We start from the raw sequence: 16851 nt of genomic DNA, 5'->3' as shown, positions 1-16851 counted from the left end.
GGGTCGAGATATCCGTAGATGATATCAACCACCAGATTTGCCAGCAGCACGTTTAAGACGACAAGGATCAGCGTGGCCTGTAAGACCGGGAAATCCCTGGCAAATACAGCGTCAACACCCATGCGGCCCAGTCCGGGGATGGCGAACATGAATTCCACGATAAACGAGCCGGCTATGAGATGGCCCCAGGAAAGACCGACAACGGTGACCACCGGTATCATGGCCGGCTTGGTGGCATGTTTGTAAATGACCATTCGTTCACGAAGCCCCTTGGCCCGGGCCGTGCGGATAAAGTCCTGTCCTAAAACCTCCAGAAGGCTCGAACGAATATATCGAGAAAACGCGCCGGCTGACTGAGTGCCCATAACAAAAGTGGGCATGGCCACGCACATGAGGTTCTGCCACGGGTCGGTGAAAAAGGGCACATATCCGGAAGGTGGAAATATCCTTATGATCACGGCCAAGGCATAGATAAGAAGGATGGCCTCCCAGAAGACCGGGATTGAAATACCGACAATGGCGATACCGGTAAATGAAGCGTCTAAATATGAATTTCGGTTCAAGGCGCTGAATATGCCCAGCGGGATCCCAATCAGCCAGGCCCAAAAAGTGGCGCCGACAAAGAGTTCAAGCGTAACAGGCAGCCTGCGCCAGAACATGGCCAGCACCGGCTCACCGCTGGAAAGGGAGGTTCCCCAGTCGCCCTTGAAGAAATCTCTAAGCCATATCACAAACTGAATGTGAACCGGTTTATCCAGCCCGTACCTGGCTCGCACTTCCTGGACTATGCTTTCATCTGTCAGGTCCACATTCTGCTGCATGGCCGCGCGAATGGGGTCTCCAGGCAGTAGCCTCACCATGGCAAAAATAAGAACCGTAACCAGGGCCAAGATAATGAAGGAGTAAATGAGCCTTCTAATTATGTATTCCCTCATGCCCAATTGTTATTTCTCCCAGGTGCCGCCAATATTTAATTAATATCCAATCAAAGGCCAGTGTGTTCTATGTTTCTATGCTAACCCGTTAAGATTCGCTTGAGTAATCAACCCATCATGCCAGGAGGTCAGTTTTACGTCTTGCTTGATATCCTTTTTCTTAATATATTAAGTAAGATAAAGGACATAAATCTTTCTCAGGACTCTCAGTCATTAGCATGCGGAATTTTTGGTGTCAAGGTAAAAGGCTGGTCAGCGTTGATCAAGGCCGCAACGGGGCGATCAAAACAAACCTAAGATACTAGAGATGATCGAGGGCCCAGTTCAGGGGCTCAGACCCCCAGTTCCATTTTATCCAACCCTCCTCACTGCCTTTGGTAGCACTCTCTCTCAGCCAGTTCTTGAGCGCCTTATGCGCTAAAATTTTTTTATGCTCCTTGACGAGATTTCGATTTTCTCTCCCTGCAACCTCAATCAGATAATAACCTCCCCTGGTAAACAAAGGTGGAGTGACCTGGCCTGTTTCAAGGCCAAAAGCGTAATCGTCAATAACCTTGCCTTCTGGCACCTTTTCAAGCAGTTTTGTGACCCAGAACCCCTCGCCTGTATCAATCGGCTCACTTAAGCTCCCTGGCTCAAGCTCATAAGACTCGGCCCCGTATTGTTTGCCTCCTCTCTGGAAGTCTGTCGAAACCCAGCCCAGGTAGCCGCCTTGGGACCTGGTCGCATCGTCCATGGAGACCTTCCTGGCCAGCTCGGAAAAATCTTCCCCGGCCGCGAGCCTGGCCCTGACATTCTCGGCGTCTGCCTTGGTTTTGGTCAAGATTCCCTGGAGAAGCACCTGAGCGGTGGCGGTTCTTTCATCCACCCCTTTAGGGATCCAGCCAAGGTCGCCGCCTTTCTTGCTGGAGCTTAAATCTATGGACTCCTCCCTGGCCAGCTTGTTAAAATCCTCTCCCTGACCTAGCCTCTTTCTCAGCTCCTCGGCCTTTTCGGCCCGGCCTGTCACGATGGCAAAGACGTGCACATGCTCAACTTTATCTGGAAGTCCTTTTTCAAAACTATTGAGCAGCTTGGCCTTGAACAGGTCCTGTTTAACCAACTGGGTATAGTCTTTTTCCGAGAGTCGGAGTCCCCTGAGAAGATTTTCGTAAAGATCTTCGTATTCACCCTCCCCTTTACTGGATTCAAGCACGCGCCGCCTGATCTCACGAGCGACCTCCTCATTGGACACACCGATCTTCAGTTTTACAGCCTCCTGCTCGATTAAAGCCGACTCTTGAATCTTCTCGATAACGCGCATGGTTATTGCGAACTTGTCTTTCTCCGATCCGGTCATGTGCAGGCGAAGAAGCTTCATATAGTAGCGCATGTCGAAGACGGTGTCCCGGACGGTAAGCACAGGTTCATTCCACGGGGCAAGATAGGCTTGATAGTAAGGATAGCCTATGATAACGGCCCCGATCACGACCACCACAGCCACTATAATGGCCATGGCGCTGCGCCTAAGTTTCGGACGTTCAGAGGAGCTATCCGGTGAATGATTCGGTGAATGATTCCTTGGTTCAGTCAAACGAAAAATCCTTTTCCCAAATATAGTTAAGCAGTTACCCGCTCGGCGGCGTCACCGGTCTGAGAATCTCCCGGGGCGGTTCTGTCACCAGTCGTTTCATGACCTGCATCCATGTCTGGTCAACCATATAAAGCTGCTCAGACCCTTTGACCCTGACATAAAAAGCATCCCCGTTCGGTGTCGGGCTCCCGACATGTATTTCCAGGCCGTCTTTATCCCGAATGCCCAAAGTAATGATCAGCCGCGGCTTGATCAGGCCAAAGTCATCAGGATTCCCCATCTTCTGGGCAACAAGTCTTCTTGATTGCGGGCCGGTAAGCAGCAGGACGATGCCGCCCCAGCGTTTCAAATCCACCGCCGGCCTGTCGGGCTCATTAAAGTCCCAGTATTCATCTGAGCCGATAATGAACGAGACGCTCTTGTTCTCACCTGGCAAGCGCATGTCAATCTTTTCAATTGACTCTTCTTCAACCGACCATATCTCAGGGGGCTCTTCGATCTTCTCTCCGGGTTTCATGTAATGTTCGTAGAACATGTAACCCGCAAATATGGCCAGGATGACCGCGAGGAGGACTGTGTTTTTAAAGCTCACCGCAAAGTGCCTTTATCTTTTTCTGAACCAGATAATTCCGCCAAGGATAATTAAAGCCAGAGGGAGAAGCCCGATGCTGGAAAAACGAATGAATCGCGAGGCGTCTTCGCTGATGACCAGCCTTCTGAAGGTGTAAGGTTTGGGCCTGATAGAGATAAGGTGCTCCTCCTCTGCCAGCCAGTTGACCGAGTTCAGAAAAAGGTCGCCATTACCGCCGTTTTGTATGTGCTGATTCGAGGCGAAGTCGGAATCGCCAATGATAACGATCCGGGTCAGCTTTTCTTCCTCCCTTACCTTTTCCGGGGCTTCCTCGCTCAAAGGAGAGGAGGCTATGAGAAGCGTTCCTAAAGCCAAGGGACCTTTAGTATCCACATCTTTATCGTACCTTTGGTCCTTCACATTTGTCTCAAGCCAGCTTGATTCCGTTGTCAGAATGGCCGGGAGGACGATCAGGTTGCCATATTGCGCAGGAGCTAACGGCCATTTTGCCTTCTCTTCTTCAGCTTTTCCCTCCTTTTTCATGCTGTTTAGAACTCTTTTCAATTCACTGGTCAGGGTCACCGGAACGGCTTCAGGAAAATAAGTTGTATCCAGGCCGGCGGTGACGATAATCGGCGGGTACCTGTCCCGGAAAACCGCTGGCGTTGTTTTATCTGGCCTTACATAAGCGGCTTTATCAACTATATGGCCCTGGCCGATCTTAATTCCCCAGGCGGCCAGGATCTCATTCACTTCCACAGGTGGATTCGGATCGACGAGTAAGAGAACCTTTCCGTTTTCTTTTAAAAACTTGAGGATAGCCCCGGTTTCAGCCGATGGCAGGGCATTTTTCGGTCCGGCGATAACCAGCACGGCACAGTCCGCGGGAACTTCCGGCGTCAAAGTCAGGTTAAGGGTCTCGACCTGGTAAAGGTCCCTGATTAAGCCGATCCGGGCACGGCCGTAACCGTCCTCTCGCAGATTGTTGACATCCCGCTCGCCGTGACCGCTTAAAAAATATACCTTCTTCGCCTTAATGCCCGTAACCTCCAACAGCGCGCCGGTAAAGGTCCGTTCACTGGCCAGACGCACAATCTTCTGGCGTTCCCCGCTCGTAAAGACAATGGACCCGTTGTGTTTCACGCGGTACTGTTTCGCTGCTCCAGGTTCGGCGTCAGGATCAATGAATTTGAAACTGAACTTACGGTTGAAATACCTGTATTCCTCGAGCAGATTCTTAGCCGCCTCCTTTTCGGCCCGGTAGTGGGTTACTTCCGGGAAGAAGCCAATGGCCTTGACCGGCTGTTTCAAGTCCCTGATAACTCTTTGGGTTTGCGGGGCTAATGTAAACTTGCTGGAAGCTGTAACATCAAAGCGACGATGATTGGTCAAGCCAAAAAAGTTGGCCAGGACGAGGATAGCAACAAAGACCCCAATCATAACCACCGTGTTCACGCTGTACCGGCCCTGTTTGCTGAGTATAAAGATTTTGATTTCGTTCAAGGATCCCAGGACGCAAATTAAAAGAAGAACCCCGCCCATGATAAGAAGCCCTAAAGCGGAGTCCGAAAGCTCTGGGAGAAAGAAGCGCACTAAAGCGGCAGCGAAAACGCTGATCGCGCCCAGAATGACGGCCAGATTTCTAACAGCAATCAGGAAAGAACGAACCCGGTCCACTTATCTCCATCTCCTCGTTTCAAGTGATCTTATGGTCAGGAAGATAAAAACCGCGATGATGCTCACGTAGTAGACTATGGCGTTGGTGTCAATCACGCCCCGGCCAAACGCAGGAAAGTAGCTGGAGACAGAAATGTAGCCGAGGACCGCACCGACCTTATCTCCCGCGACCGCGGCCGCATGGCCGATAAACCAAAGCACCAGCACCGCCGCGCTGCCCACGACGTAAGCCACAATTTGATTTGACGTCAGGGAAGAGGCAAAAAGCCCGATGGCTAAAAAGATGGCCCCAAGCAGGAAGATGCCAACGTATCCGCTGATGATCGGTCCCCAGTCCGGATCGCCAAACCAGGCCAGCACCAGCGGGTAGTAAAGGGTAAACACCAGCATCACCGTCAGCATGCCCAGGCTGGCCAGATACTTGCCCAGCACAACCTCGAGGTCCCTGACCGGAGCAGTCAAGAGAAGTTCAAGCGTTCCCAGCTTTTCTTCTTCGGCAAAGAGGCGCATGGTCAGCGCCGGTCCGAGGAAGAGGAGGAAGAAGCTGCCCCATCCTAAAAATCCCTGAATGGTCGTTTCCAGGTATGTCGCCGAAGTCCAGCCAAAACCGTACCCGGCGATGACCAGGAAGACCGCGGTAATGATGTAAGCCGGTGGAGACCCAAAATAGGTTCTGAGTTCCTTGCCCGCGATGGCCAATGTGTTGCGTACCAAATTAACTCTCTTGCCTGTCGGTCAGCTTGAGGAAAATATCCTCAACGCTCATCTCATAAGATTTCAATTCCAGAAGGCTAAAGCCGGATTCAACCACGGCTGAAGCCAGTTCTTCCCGAATGTCTTGACCCGGGGAACACTCCACCTCAAACAGCCTCTGATCGCCAGAACCTCCCACGGTGACCTTGAAAACGCCTTGTACAGAGCGCAGACGCGCCGCAATTGCTTCAGCCGGGCCCTTAACTTCTATTTCGATTTTCTGAGTTCCTTTAAGCCGCTCGGAGAGTCTTTCGGCACTGTCAACGGCCACAATCTTGCCATGATCCATGATCATGATTCTTTCACAAATCATGCTCACTTCAGCCAGGATATGGGTGCTGAGAATGACGGTGTGTTCCTGGCCCAAATCTTTGATAAGCTGCCTGATCTGGACGACCTGCCTGGGGTCAATGCCGATGGTAGGCTCATCCAGGATCAAAACCTCGGGCTCATGCAAAATAGCCTGAGCCACGCAGACCAGCTGCCGAAAGCCTTTTGAAAGCTTACTGATAGGGGTTCGGGCATAACCGTCAATGCGGCAGATATCCATAACCTCTTTCACCCGGGCCTCCCGGCGGCGCTTGTCCATGCCCCTGATTGTCCCGTAAAAGCGGAGGAAGGACTTAACCGTCATGTCCTTGTATAAAGGAACGGTCTCGGGAAGGTAACCAATGCGTTGGCGGGCTTTGAGGGACTGAGTATGGATGTTATATCCAGCCACCCGCGCCGTGCCAGAGCTGGGCGGGATGAACCCGGCGAGGATACGCATAGTCGTCGTCTTCCCTGCGCCATTGGGCCCTAAAAAACCCACAATCTCTCCCTGGCCCACCTCGAAGCTGACATCCTCGATAGCCAGGAAAGTACCGTAATACTTAGTCAAATTTTCGGCTTCAATCACCTAGACTCACCAACCTGCTGAAAGGTAAATCATACTATAAAAACGGTCCTCAGTCGCTCAATAAAATGCCGTTTTTTCGGTAAATTGAATATTTTTTTTACGGATGATATCTGTTTGTATCTTTAATTAAAAAGTGAGGCGCACGCTTATAAATCTGTATCCTATAACATCATCGAGCATACACAATAATTCATCCGTATAAAAAGATTTATCCGACTAAACCTCAGCTGGTTCCTCCCTTTCCAATTCCATCCAGCCTTGGCATTTCTTTAATCAAATGTGGTGATATTATGCGAAGCTGCATTAGGTGTCAAGTGGCAAATTTATTACAAATGAAAGAAGGCAATAAAAAGAGACCGGCTAGACCAACGCCCAGCCTCCTCGCTTCCAAGAGATTCAAAGGATATGTTCCAGCCCGTATATCAATTCACTGCTTTCCATGACCTTCTTTACAGCCATGATCACCCCTGGCATGAACGACTCCCGGCTCATGGAATCATGTCTGATGCTCAAGGTCTGGCCCAGGGCTCCAAAAATAACTTCCTGGTGAGCCACCAGCCCGGGCAGACGAACAGAATGGATCCGAAGGCCCCCGGTTTCGGCCCCTCTTGCCCCCTCCAGGTTAACCACCTTGTCGCTGACCCCCTGATTAAATTTCTCCCGCTCCTTAAGCATCAACTGGGCGGTCTTGACCGCGGTGCCAGAGGGATAATCTTGCTTTTTATCATGATGTAATTCAATGATCTCTGCGTCACCGAGGTATTTGGCTGCCTCAGCCGCAAATTTCATAAGTAAAACCGCACCGATGGCGAAGTTCGGGGCGATGACGGCCCCAATCTTTTTCCCCTGGCATAGTTTTGAAAGTTCTTCGATTTCCGCCTCGGTAAACCCTGTCGTTCCAACCACCGCACGCGCCCCGTTATTGATGATCTTTTTAAAATTATCCACGCGGACCGCAGGCACAGTAAAATCAACGACCACTTCGGCCTCTGTTTCCTGAATGACTTCTTCCAGGTCGTCCCCGAGGTCGGTCTGACCGACCAGCTTAAGATCGGGATCGCTTTCCACGGCTTGGACCACCTCACGGCCCATCCGCCCCTGTGAGCCATTGACCACAACCTTAATCATAGTGACTGCCCCCCCTTTTTTAAGATGGTATTATTATAAAAACCTTCAACCGCCCCTTAAAAGGTTTCCCGTCTAATAAAACATAAATCAGCTGCCTCTGGCCAGCCTGGTCAACAGATTTTCCATGTCCAGTTCCCCTTCCCGAGTCTGACCGCCCTGTTCAAGGAACTCAGCCATCAGCTTCTTGGAAGTGGGCAGGGCCACTGATTGATTGAACAGGTACGTTTCTTCAAGCAGGCCCTTAAGAAGAGGCAATTCAGCGGCAGCCTGCACCGCTTTTTTAGCCAAGCCAATGGTCCTGGCCGGAAAGGAGGCGATCCGGTAGGCCAGGTCCTCGACAAAGGATGTCAAGAGGTCAGGGGGAAGGGCGCGGTTGATATAACCGTAACGTTCGGCCAGCTCAGCCGAAATATCATTGCAGCCAAGAACTACCTCCATGGTCCGGGCCTGACCAATGAGGCGGGGGAGCCGCTGGGTGCCGCCTCCGCCGGGGAGAATGCCCAGTCCTACTTCGATTTGATTCAGCCGCGCCTTGCCGATCGCCCCGAACCGCATGTCAAGGGCCAACAGGAACTCGCTCCCGCCGCCGCGCGCACACCCTTCAATCTTGGCAATGGTCACTTTGGGCATGGTCCGAAATGCTTCATAGACCTTGTTCAAGTCGTGAAGCTCATGAGACTTGGGCGGTGGTTCATCTGGCAGTTCCACCAGCAGACTCACGTCAAAATGGGCGATAAAAAAATCCGGATCGGCACTGTCAAAAACCACGACCCGAACGTCATCATCCGCTGCAATCTCATCGGCCAGACGACTCAGTTCACCCGCCAGCTCAATAGTCAAAATATTAATCGGCGGGTTGTCAATCGTCACAAAGGCCACACCGCGTTCGGCGCGAACCTTCAGGCAGTTATAATCTTCGTAACCCATGGCACTCCCCTTCTCTAATTAATTATTTAAAGACATATTTTTAGCCGGAACCGAAGACGATTGCTCCTCATCCACTCGAATGAAGCCGGGGCGCGCGGCCTCCTTCAAGTACGATTGAAATATTTCAGACGAAAATATTTATCCTTTTGCCTGCCTTTTATACCTCACTCAGATTACAGGTATTCCACTGCGGCCAGCGACAGGGTTTCATTCACCCCATCCTCTATCATGGACGCCCGGGCGTCCCGGAAGATCTTCTCGATACAATACTCCTTGGAGAGGCCGTTTCCGCCAAAAATCTGAATGGCCTCACTGGCCACCTGGAAGGCCGTCTCAGTGGATAGACACTTGGCCGCCACGGCATGGGCGCCTGACGGAGGCATATTAACGGCGTTGTAAAGAGCCTGACGGCGGGCTGCAGCGCGCGCGGCCTCGACCATGGTGAACATTTTGAAGAGTTTTAGCTTGATGTTCTGATGCTCGAAGATGGGCACACTGCCCTGAATCCGTTCCTTGGCGTAATTATACGCCTCATCATAGGCCGCCTTGGCCAATCCGGCAAAGGCGATGCTCATGCCGCCGTTTGCCCCGGCCAGGATGGTTTCGCCCATCCCGGTCATGATGGCCGGATCCTCGATAAGGAAATATTTTTTTTGTATCTTGACCTCCTCAAAAAAGATCTCCCCCTGATTCAGGGCCCGCTGTCCTATCTTGTTCAAAGGTTTGCCGCGAGAAATGCCTGGCAAATCCAGGGGAATGAGGGCCAGTCCGGTCCCCTCCATCCCTTTGGACGGATCCAGGGCCATATGGAAGACGGCATGGGTCGCGATGGTGCCGTTACTGACCCAGGCGGCCTTCTGGCCGTTGACAATGTACTCGTCTCCTTTCTTGACCGCCCTGACCGAAGGGGCGCATTTTGGATTGTCGCCTCCGAGCGACCAGTCACCCCCGTGGTCCGGTTCGGTAATGGCCCAGCATCCGATTATTTTGCCTTCTGTATCTTCACAGTACTCCCGGGCCCAGTTCTGCACCTCCGGGTCCGGAGAAAAGGCCGCCATGGCAAACGGCATGCCACACGCGCCAAAACTGATGGCCAGGCCGGCATCGGCATAACCCATTTCTTCTCCAGCCAGAATTTGTGACATGGGACTCACGTCCTCGGCCATGCCGCCAAAGGCCTTTGGCATACCTCTCTTGTGGAGACCCAATTCACGATACTGTTTAAATACGTCCCACAGGACTGAGCCGCTGGCAACCATATCGGCTGGATCATGGAGCGCATCCAGTTCAATGCCAGCCGGCCGTATGACCTCAGCGCCGAACTTTCGGACCGTGTCGCGTAATGCCTTTTCTTCATCAGTAAGATTCATGTCAATGTCTCGATATGCCATTTTTTCACTCCTTCATGCACCAGTATTAGGCTTCAATTGTAGAATATCCGCGGCCAAGGGCCGAATTTAGCCTCGTCATGACCTGATAATATCTTGCTAAAAGGAACCCCAAGGCCGCTTCATGACCCAGCCCTGTAACTCCCTCCAGGTCTTGCTGTTTAATGCCTGAATTTTTCTTGAAACAGGCGCCCGCTTACATAAATTGCGTGGCGGCTAGGGACAGGGACTCGTTGACTCCATCCTCGATCATGGCCGCCCGGGCGTCCCGGAACATTTTTTCAACAGGGTATTCTTTACTCAGGCCATTTCCCCCCAATATCTGAATGGCTTCACTCGCCACTTCAAAGGCGGTCTCCGTGGATAACACCTTGGAAGCCACGGCCGGCGGGGCCGAAGGAGATAACGGGTTTGCAGCGTTATAGAGCCCCATGCGGCGGGATAAGGCGCACGCCGCCTCGACCATCTTGTACATCTTAAAGAGCTTGAGTTTGATGTTCTGATGCTCGAAGATAGGCACCCCGCCCTGAATCCGTTCTCTGGCGTATTTTAAGGCTTCATCAAAAGCGGCCCTGGCCAGTCCGGCAAAAACGATGCCCATGCCTCCATTAACACGAGCCAGGCCCATCTCACCGGCCCCTTCGATCAGAGCCGGGTTTGGTACGATCATCCAGTTCTTGGGTATTCTGACGTCATCAAAGTATATCTCTCCCTGGTTCAAAGAGCGCTGTCCTATCTTATCCAGAGGTTTGCCTTTTGTGATGCCCGGGAGGTCCAGGCGAACGACGGCCAGTCCCGTGCCAGCCATCCCTTTGGCGGGATCCAGACTGACATGGAGATTGGTATGAGTGGCCATGGTGCCGTTACTCACCCAGGCCGACTTCTGGCCTTGAAGGATGTATTCATCCCCCTTTAAAACGGCCTTCACATTAGGTTTGCACTCCGGGCAATTGGTAGCCTCACTCCGTAAAAGCCAGTCCGTACCATGATCCGGCTCAGTGATGGCCCAGCATCCGACCATCTTGCACTCCGTGTCCTCCACATACGCCCGCGCCCAGCCTTGCAGTTCAGGGTCAGGGGACATGGCCGCCAAGGCAAAAGGCATGCTGTCCACACCAAAACTGATCGCCAAACCAGAGTCCCAGTAGCCCATTTCTTCTGCCACCAAGATGAATGACATGGCATCCATATCCCCCAGCATGCCGCCGCACGCCTTGGATATGCCTCTTTTGTGGAAACCCAGTTCACGATACTTTTTATAGATGTCCCACAAAACTGAGTCCTTAGCGATCACATCCGCTGGATCGCTCATCTTATCCAGCTCAATACCGGCCGGACGCATGACCTCAGCCCCGAATTTCCTGACCATATCACGCATAGCCTTTTGCTCGTCGGTAAGATTAAAATCCAAATCACGCATAGCCATAGTTTTATTCCTTTTTCATTAAAGTGATTGAAGAATGCTGTAATGGAATTTCCGCGGCCGCGCTACATCAATTCTCCATCACAATGACATGCTCCTGGGCATACCAGAGAGGAGACTTTTCAAGATCAATAAAACGCCGTTCATCCTCAAGTAGCTCCTCGGCCGCCTTCTGAGCTTCAGGCGTGGAGTAAGCCGCGGCCAGGTCTTCAAAACTCTCCCACCAGAGCTCAGCCACGCCATCATAAGCTTCCGGCCCACCGCGCCCAGAACGCAACTGGTCGTTGACCGGATTATCCGAAAAGGTATGGACCTGAATGTAACGCTTGAGGCGCATGGCCCTGGCGTGTTTACGCACGAGCGGGCCGTGGCGCTCGAGCCAGTATTGTTGAAATTCTTCGCTTGTCAGATGGGGTAACCGCCGAAGGCAAAAGACTAATTTGACCATCAGAACCTTCCTGATCAGCGTGCAAAGGCACGCTTGAGTTTAATTGTGGAATGACTGTTCTTTTCAACCGCCTGGTTTGCAGCCTCAGTCAGCCTTTGACAGACGACTGAATGGAAGACAGGGAAAGGATTGGATCTACCTTTTCAACTTAAGGTCAGGCATCTCCTTTTCCCGATCCCAGGTACGCTCGGTAACGCCGCGCTTTTTCATGTCACCCTTCAGGACCCTGTGGGTCTGAGTCCGGGGAACCTCATCCGTGACATCAATATAGCGGGGGACCATGAAGTAAGGCATATTTTCGACGCAGAAATTAATAAGGTTTTTCAGGTCGAGCTTGGCGCCGGCTTTGGGCACGACGTGAATCATAACCTCGTCCTCGCCCAGCTCGGAAGGAACCCCAAAGGCTGCGGATTCGGCCACATGCGGGTGCTTTTCCACCACGTTCTCCACCTCCCAGGAGGAGATGTTCTCGCCGCGGCGGCGCATGGAATCGGTTTTACGGTCCACAAAGAAGAGGTTGCCTTCCTGGTCGGCATAAAAGAGGTCTCCGGAACGGATCCATCCGCCTTTAACCTTTTCCTCAGAGGCTTCGGGATTCTTGTAGTACTCAACAACTCGTCCTTTGCGATCCTCGGGCACCTTATTGATGAGTTCGCCAACCTCTCCCTGTGGCACCTCGTTTCCATCATCATCCACCAGTTTCCATTCGACCACAGGGGGGAACTTGCCTACTGAACCCACCGGCGCGTCGCCGCGGTTCATGATGAACACCCCGCCGCCGTCAACCGCGGCGTAGCCTTCATAAATCTCAACATTAAACCGCTTTTCAAAGGCCACCCAGAGGTTGGCCGGGCAGGCGGCGGAAAAGACAAGCCGCACCGGATTGTCGGCGTCGTCCGGCTTCTCAGGCTGCTTCATCAGAATGGGGATCATGGCCCCGAGCGCGTTGAATGTTGTCACGCCCCAGCGCCGGATAGGCTCCCAGAACTTTGAGGCGGAAAATTTTTTTTCCAGGCCAAAAGGCACCCCCGCGCCCATGGCTGGAGCCGCAGTCAGATTCAAAGCATTACCATGAAAGAGAGGAAGGCAGGTGTAAAGGATGTCATCAGGCCTGGCCCATATCGAGGCGAGCAGCTGTACCCTTTGAGGGCTGCCGGGAACGCCGCGGGTGACCACCCCCTTGGGCATGCCAGTAGTTCCAGAAGTATATATGATGATGGTCATGTCGCCCATCTTCTGGGTGTGGGAAGGCTTTTCCGGTGAAGCGTCTAAAAGAGCCTCCAACTCTATAGTGCCGGAAGGGAGAGGCGCATCCGTGGTGCGGCGCACAAAGATCTTTTGGATCGCTCCCAAGGGGCTTCCGAGTTCTTCGATCCTGGGATAAAAGGTATCGTCCACGAGCAGGTACTTGACATCCGAGTCGGTCAGCACGTACTTGAGGCTTTCCCCTTTCATGGCCGTATTAATCGGCACGCTGTAAAAGCCGCCTCGAGGTGTTCCATTTATCACAAATAAATACTCCGGGCAGTTACCCATCATCAGGGCGATCCCATCTCCAGGGCTCGCACCCTGGGCAGCCAGCCCGTTGGCCGCCCGGCATGTTCCCTGATAAAACTCGGCAAAACTAACGGTATAGTCCTCATAAAAGATATAAGGCTTGTCGCCTTTCTCTTGAGCACGTAATTCATAAAGGTCTGACAAAAAGGTTAATTCTGACATTTCCACCCTCCTTTTTTATTGAGGCAATCAAATCAGTTTATATCCCCAAGAAAATTCATATCGTATTCTGCCAGCCGCCAAACCATGAGGTACAGCAGCGCGTGATTTAAGCAGAAGCTCCCACCTGCCGAAAAAAAATGAGGATTCATTTTAAAAGCCAAACGGATTTTACATCGAATTTTCAAGAAATAAAAGAAAAAATCTCCCGTTTCATTACTCCACCCAGCGCCGACTTTTGACATGCAGCCCTTTTTATCTTACAGTAGCTCACACAAAATTGAGCTGTCATCTTTTTACCTTATAGATCTTCTCAGACTCATTTAATAGATTCAAAATGGCGTGCGCCTTCATACAGGAGGAAGAAATTTATCATGAAGTATGAGACAATAATGGTCACCCGTAAGGGTAATGTAGCTGTGGTTACCCTTAACCGGCCGGAGCGCCGGAACGCAATCAGCAATCAGATGAGTTACGAGATATATGAGGCCGTCGAGGCAGCTAATCAAGACCCGGAAGTCGGCGCGATAGTGCTTACCGGCGCTGGGAAGGCTTTCTGCGCCGGAGCCGACATTTCACGATTTGAGAGAAAGGGGCCCTCGCCAGAAGAGATACCACGGCCTCGAAAAAATTGGGTGGAGCAGGCGTTTACTTCCAAGCCCATCGTTTGCGCCATCAATGGCAGCGCCATCGGGGCCGGTCTGACACGAACCCTGGTCTGCGATGTTCGCATCGCCTCGACCACGGCTTCCTTCTCGATACGTTTTGTCAAACTCGGCCTTGTCCCGGAACTGGCCAGCACGTTTCTCCTCCCTCAGATCGTGGGCTTACAGGCTGCGACCGATCTTGCGCTTTCCGGCCGCACCATCAAAGCCGAGGAGGCTTTGAGAATCGGGTTAGTCTTGAAGGTGATTGCGCCAGACGAACTCATGCCCGAGGCGCTCCAGTTGGCTGAAAGCTATGCGGGAAACCCGCCTGGGGCCGTCAGGGAGGCGAAAAGGCTCATTTTAACCAACGCCATCGAGGGAGACATCAGGAAGGTCATAAAGAGAGAAGGCGAGGCCCTGGTAAAGTGTTTAAGCACGGCCGAACACCGTGAGGCCGTTCTGGCTTTCCGGGAGAAGCGTGAGCCTGATTTCAGGGCGCTTCAAAAGAAGGTCGAATAATTACGAACTGAACTATTTTATTTTTCTGCCAGACTTAGAAAGAGCTCTCACCAGGAACCAGGATATTGCAAGAAACAAGTCATCCGGGCAGTTTTTTTGACGACCCTTCAAAATACCGCTGGGTCCTGTTTGCCATAGTTGGGGCGATTTATTTTCTGGCCTGTTTGCATCGCATTGCCCCAACGATCATTGCCCGCGATCTAGCTCAAGCTTTCGATGCCGACGCCGTGTCCCTGGGCGTGATCGCCTCGGCCTATTTTTTTGTGTACTCCGCGGTCCAACCGCCGGTGGGGGTTCTGTCTGATACCATTGGACCGAGGCGCGTCATCACCATCTTCACGGCGACGGCCTGTCTGGGAGGATTGGTGTTTGCAACGGCGGCCAATGAGGTCACTGCCACGCTGGGGCGGGCCCTCATCGGCGCTGGGGTGGGCGGGATTTTTATCCCGACACTCAAGCTTTTTTCAAGATGGTACAAGGCCAATGAGTTCGCGAGCCTGACCGGAGTCTTCCTGGCCATAGGCAACCTCGGAAATCTTTCCGCGGCCTTGCCTCTGACCTATTTGGTGCTTTTTCTGGGCTGGCGTATGTCCTTTATGGCTGTGGGCGTGCTATCTCTTTTTCTGGCTCTGATTTGCTGGATCATTGTCCGGGACAAACCGGAGGATAAAGGCTGGGCTCCGGTAAAGGACGCGGCCGTTGAGGAGCAGGCAGCCGCGGCCGCCCCTGACAATATTAGGACCCTCAAACGTCTGGCAATAGTTTTAAGGAAGCCCAGTTTCTGGATGATCACGATTTCCTGCTTTTTCGGCGGCGGCGCGGGTTTGAGTTTTCAGGGCTTATGGGCCGTGCCATATCTCATAGACATTCATGAATTAAGCCGGGTGAAGGCCGGCAGCGTCCTTATGCTGATTCCCCTTGGCTTTACCATTGGCGCCCCGGTTTTTGGATTCCTGACCGATAAACTTGGCCTCAGCCGCAAGCCGGTTCTTTTGACTACCTTGGGGTTGACTATTTCCTGCTGGATCATTTTCATAATCTTTGGGGCTAAAGCCTCCTTAGGACTTATTATCCCGCTCTTCCTGATCATGGGCTTTTGCGGGGGAGGCGGTCTCCCCCTTTATATGACCATCACCAAAGAATTATTTCCCCCCTGGCTCACAGGCACCGCTGTCGGGCTCATGAATCCATCCGCTTTTCTGGCTACGGCCCTTTATCAGCCTTTCACCGGTTATTTGCTGGACAGGGTCGGTCTTCTGGCCTCTGGCGGCTATCCACTCAAAGCCTATCAACATATTTTCATCGTCTTCCTGATCTCATATATCCTCGCCTTTCTGATTGCCATGATGATATCTGTCGCCAAACCACAGCGCGCTTGATCTATGTTAAAGGCTTAATCTAGGTTAAAGGCTTAATCGCTGTTGAGCCGCTGGATCATTTCGAAGATGACCTTGATTCCCTTGTCCAGGCCATCTAAGGGGATGCGTTCGTCATGTCCATGGGCGGTGGAGAGGATTTCACGGTCCACCATGATCGGGGAGAGGCCGTAGCAATGACACCCCAGTTTTCTGAAACAACGGGAGTCGGTAAACCCGGTCGAAATAGTGGGCAGGACCGTTATGCCCGGATAATTTTCAGCCAGCGCCAGCTCAATGGCCTGGTACATTTCAGTGTCAGGCGGTGAACTCGAGGCCTCGAAACCCTCGATAACCTCAATCTGAATTTTTTCATCCCCTATAATCCGTTTCAATTCCGTCATGAAGCTTGCCTGATCCACCCCGGGAAGGAGGCGGCAGTCGAGAGTGGCCTCTGCCTTGGAGGGGATAACATTTTCCTTTTGTCCGGCCTTGAGTCCGGTTAAGCTTATGGTATTGTGAAACATAGCTGCTATGGGCCCTAAGGTCATCATGCTATGCTTGGCCAGTTCCTCCGGGGTGGCATCACGGCCGATACCAGCCTTTGCCAGGAAAGCCTGCATCTCGCTGACGATCTGAAGAGGCTGTTTATGTTCAGTAATACGATCGAGGGCCTTTACCAGGCGAACGCAGGCGTTGTCATGCAGCGGTATGGACCCATGACCGGGAGGCCCTTCTGCCCAGAGACGCAACCATAGAGGACCTTTCTCTCCGACACCGCAAAAGAATCCCGACAGGCCGCCGGCCGTCCAGCCGCTACCGCCCTCGTTGAGCAGGTATTCGGCCCTGCATTTATCGGCCTGATTTTCGGCCAGCCATGCAGCTCCAAACCT

At 52.4% G+C, this 16851-nt stretch carries 15 protein-coding genes; 2 read left to right on the top strand and 13 right to left on the bottom strand.

The window, feature by feature from the left end; all coding sequences use genetic code 11:
- The 12 genes from JRI95_11455 to JRI95_11400 form a co-directional block, all read right to left on the bottom strand.
- A partial coding sequence (locus JRI95_11455) for an ABC transporter permease (GenBank protein MBW2062161.1) occupies nucleotides 1-935 on the bottom strand: 935 nt, incomplete at its 3' end.
- Between the two features lie 301 nt (nucleotides 936-1236).
- On the bottom strand, nucleotides 1237-2430 hold the full coding sequence (locus tag JRI95_11450) for a peptidylprolyl isomerase (protein MBW2062160.1): 1194 nt from the start codon (nucleotides 2428-2430) through the stop codon (nucleotides 1237-1239).
- Between the two features lie 112 nt (nucleotides 2431-2542).
- On the bottom strand, nucleotides 2543-3100 hold the full coding sequence (locus tag JRI95_11445) for a DUF4340 domain-containing protein (GenBank protein MBW2062159.1): 558 nt from the start codon (nucleotides 3098-3100) through the stop codon (nucleotides 2543-2545).
- 12 nt (nucleotides 3101-3112) lie between these two features.
- Complete coding sequence (locus JRI95_11440) at nucleotides 3113-4756, bottom strand: GldG family protein (protein MBW2062158.1); 1644 nt, start codon at nucleotides 4754-4756, stop codon at nucleotides 3113-3115.
- Nucleotides 4757-5470, bottom strand: coding sequence for an ABC transporter permease subunit (locus JRI95_11435; protein MBW2062157.1), 714 nt, complete (start codon nucleotides 5468-5470; stop codon nucleotides 4757-4759).
- 1 nt (nucleotide 5471) lies between these two features.
- Entirely contained in the window at nucleotides 5472-6407 is a 936-nt protein-coding gene (locus tag JRI95_11430) for an ABC transporter ATP-binding protein (protein ID MBW2062156.1), read from the bottom strand.
- Nucleotides 6408-6803: 396 nt separating this feature from the next.
- On the bottom strand, nucleotides 6804-7535 hold the full coding sequence (locus tag JRI95_11425) for a 4-hydroxy-tetrahydrodipicolinate reductase (protein MBW2062155.1): 732 nt from the start codon (nucleotides 7533-7535) through the stop codon (nucleotides 6804-6806).
- 87 nt (nucleotides 7536-7622) lie between these two features.
- On the bottom strand, nucleotides 7623-8462 hold the full coding sequence (locus JRI95_11420) for an enoyl-CoA hydratase/isomerase family protein (protein MBW2062154.1): 840 nt from the start codon (nucleotides 8460-8462) through the stop codon (nucleotides 7623-7625).
- A gap of 173 nt (nucleotides 8463-8635) precedes the next feature.
- Entirely contained in the window at nucleotides 8636-9853 is a 1218-nt protein-coding gene (locus JRI95_11415) for an acyl-CoA/acyl-ACP dehydrogenase (GenBank protein ID MBW2062153.1), read from the bottom strand.
- Between the two features lie 193 nt (nucleotides 9854-10046).
- Nucleotides 10047-11276: an acyl-CoA/acyl-ACP dehydrogenase gene (locus JRI95_11410; GenBank protein MBW2062152.1), complete on the bottom strand. Its 1230-nt coding sequence runs from the start codon at nucleotides 11274-11276 to the stop codon at nucleotides 10047-10049.
- Between the two features lie 67 nt (nucleotides 11277-11343).
- Nucleotides 11344-11721: an EthD domain-containing protein gene (locus JRI95_11405; GenBank protein ID MBW2062151.1), complete on the bottom strand. Its 378-nt coding sequence runs from the start codon at nucleotides 11719-11721 to the stop codon at nucleotides 11344-11346.
- Nucleotides 11722-11856: 135 nt separating this feature from the next.
- Entirely contained in the window at nucleotides 11857-13440 is a 1584-nt protein-coding gene (locus JRI95_11400; GenBank protein MBW2062150.1) for an AMP-binding protein, read from the bottom strand.
- A gap of 371 nt (nucleotides 13441-13811) precedes the next feature.
- On the opposite strand from JRI95_11400, the gene JRI95_11395 reads away from it, so the two are divergent.
- Nucleotides 13812-14603 (top strand): enoyl-CoA hydratase/isomerase family protein, encoded by a 792-nt coding sequence (locus tag JRI95_11395; protein MBW2062149.1) that lies wholly within the window; start codon nucleotides 13812-13814, stop codon nucleotides 14601-14603.
- 65 nt (nucleotides 14604-14668) lie between these two features.
- Nucleotides 14669-15982, top strand: a complete 1314-nt coding sequence (locus JRI95_11390; protein MBW2062148.1) for an MFS transporter — start codon at nucleotides 14669-14671, stop codon at nucleotides 15980-15982.
- 32 nt (nucleotides 15983-16014) lie between these two features.
- Here the strand turns inward: JRI95_11390 and JRI95_11385 are convergent.
- On the bottom strand, nucleotides 16015-16851 hold an 837-nt coding region (locus JRI95_11385; GenBank protein ID MBW2062147.1), incomplete at its 5' end, for a M20/M25/M40 family metallo-hydrolase.

It is taken from the genome of Deltaproteobacteria bacterium (genome assembly GCA_019308995.1).
Classification (GTDB): domain Bacteria; phylum Desulfobacterota; class Desulfarculia; order Adiutricales; family JAFDHD01; genus JAFDHD01.
Note: the sequence above shows the minus strand (reverse complement) of the source record. Positions and strands in the feature narration are given on the sequence as shown.

What these genes read in the sequence shown, in the direction of transcription:
- JRI95_11405 (MBW2062151.1), bottom strand. Translation starts at nt 11,721, where the DNA reads ATGGTCAAATTAGTCTTTTGCCTTCGGCGGTTACCCCATCTGACAAGC.
- JRI95_11395 (MBW2062149.1), top strand. Translation starts at nt 13,812, where the DNA reads ATGAAGTATGAGACAATAATGGTCACCCGTAAGGGTAATGTAGCTGTG.
- JRI95_11415 (MBW2062153.1), bottom strand. Translation starts at nt 9,853, where the DNA reads ATGGCATATCGAGACATTGACATGAATCTTACTGATGAAGAAAAGGCA.
- JRI95_11425 (MBW2062155.1), bottom strand. Translation starts at nt 7,535, where the DNA reads ATGATTAAGGTTGTGGTCAATGGCTCACAGGGGCGGATGGGCCGTGAG.
- JRI95_11450 (MBW2062160.1), bottom strand. Translation starts at nt 2,430, where the DNA reads ATGGCCATTATAGTGGCTGTGGTGGTCGTGATCGGGGCCGTTATCATA.
- JRI95_11400 (MBW2062150.1), bottom strand. Translation starts at nt 13,440, where the DNA reads ATGTCAGAATTAACCTTTTTGTCAGACCTTTATGAATTACGTGCTCAA.
- JRI95_11420 (MBW2062154.1), bottom strand. Translation starts at nt 8,462, where the DNA reads ATGGGTTACGAAGATTATAACTGCCTGAAGGTTCGCGCCGAACGCGGT.
- JRI95_11410 (MBW2062152.1), bottom strand. Translation starts at nt 11,276, where the DNA reads ATGGCTATGCGTGATTTGGATTTTAATCTTACCGACGAGCAAAAGGCT.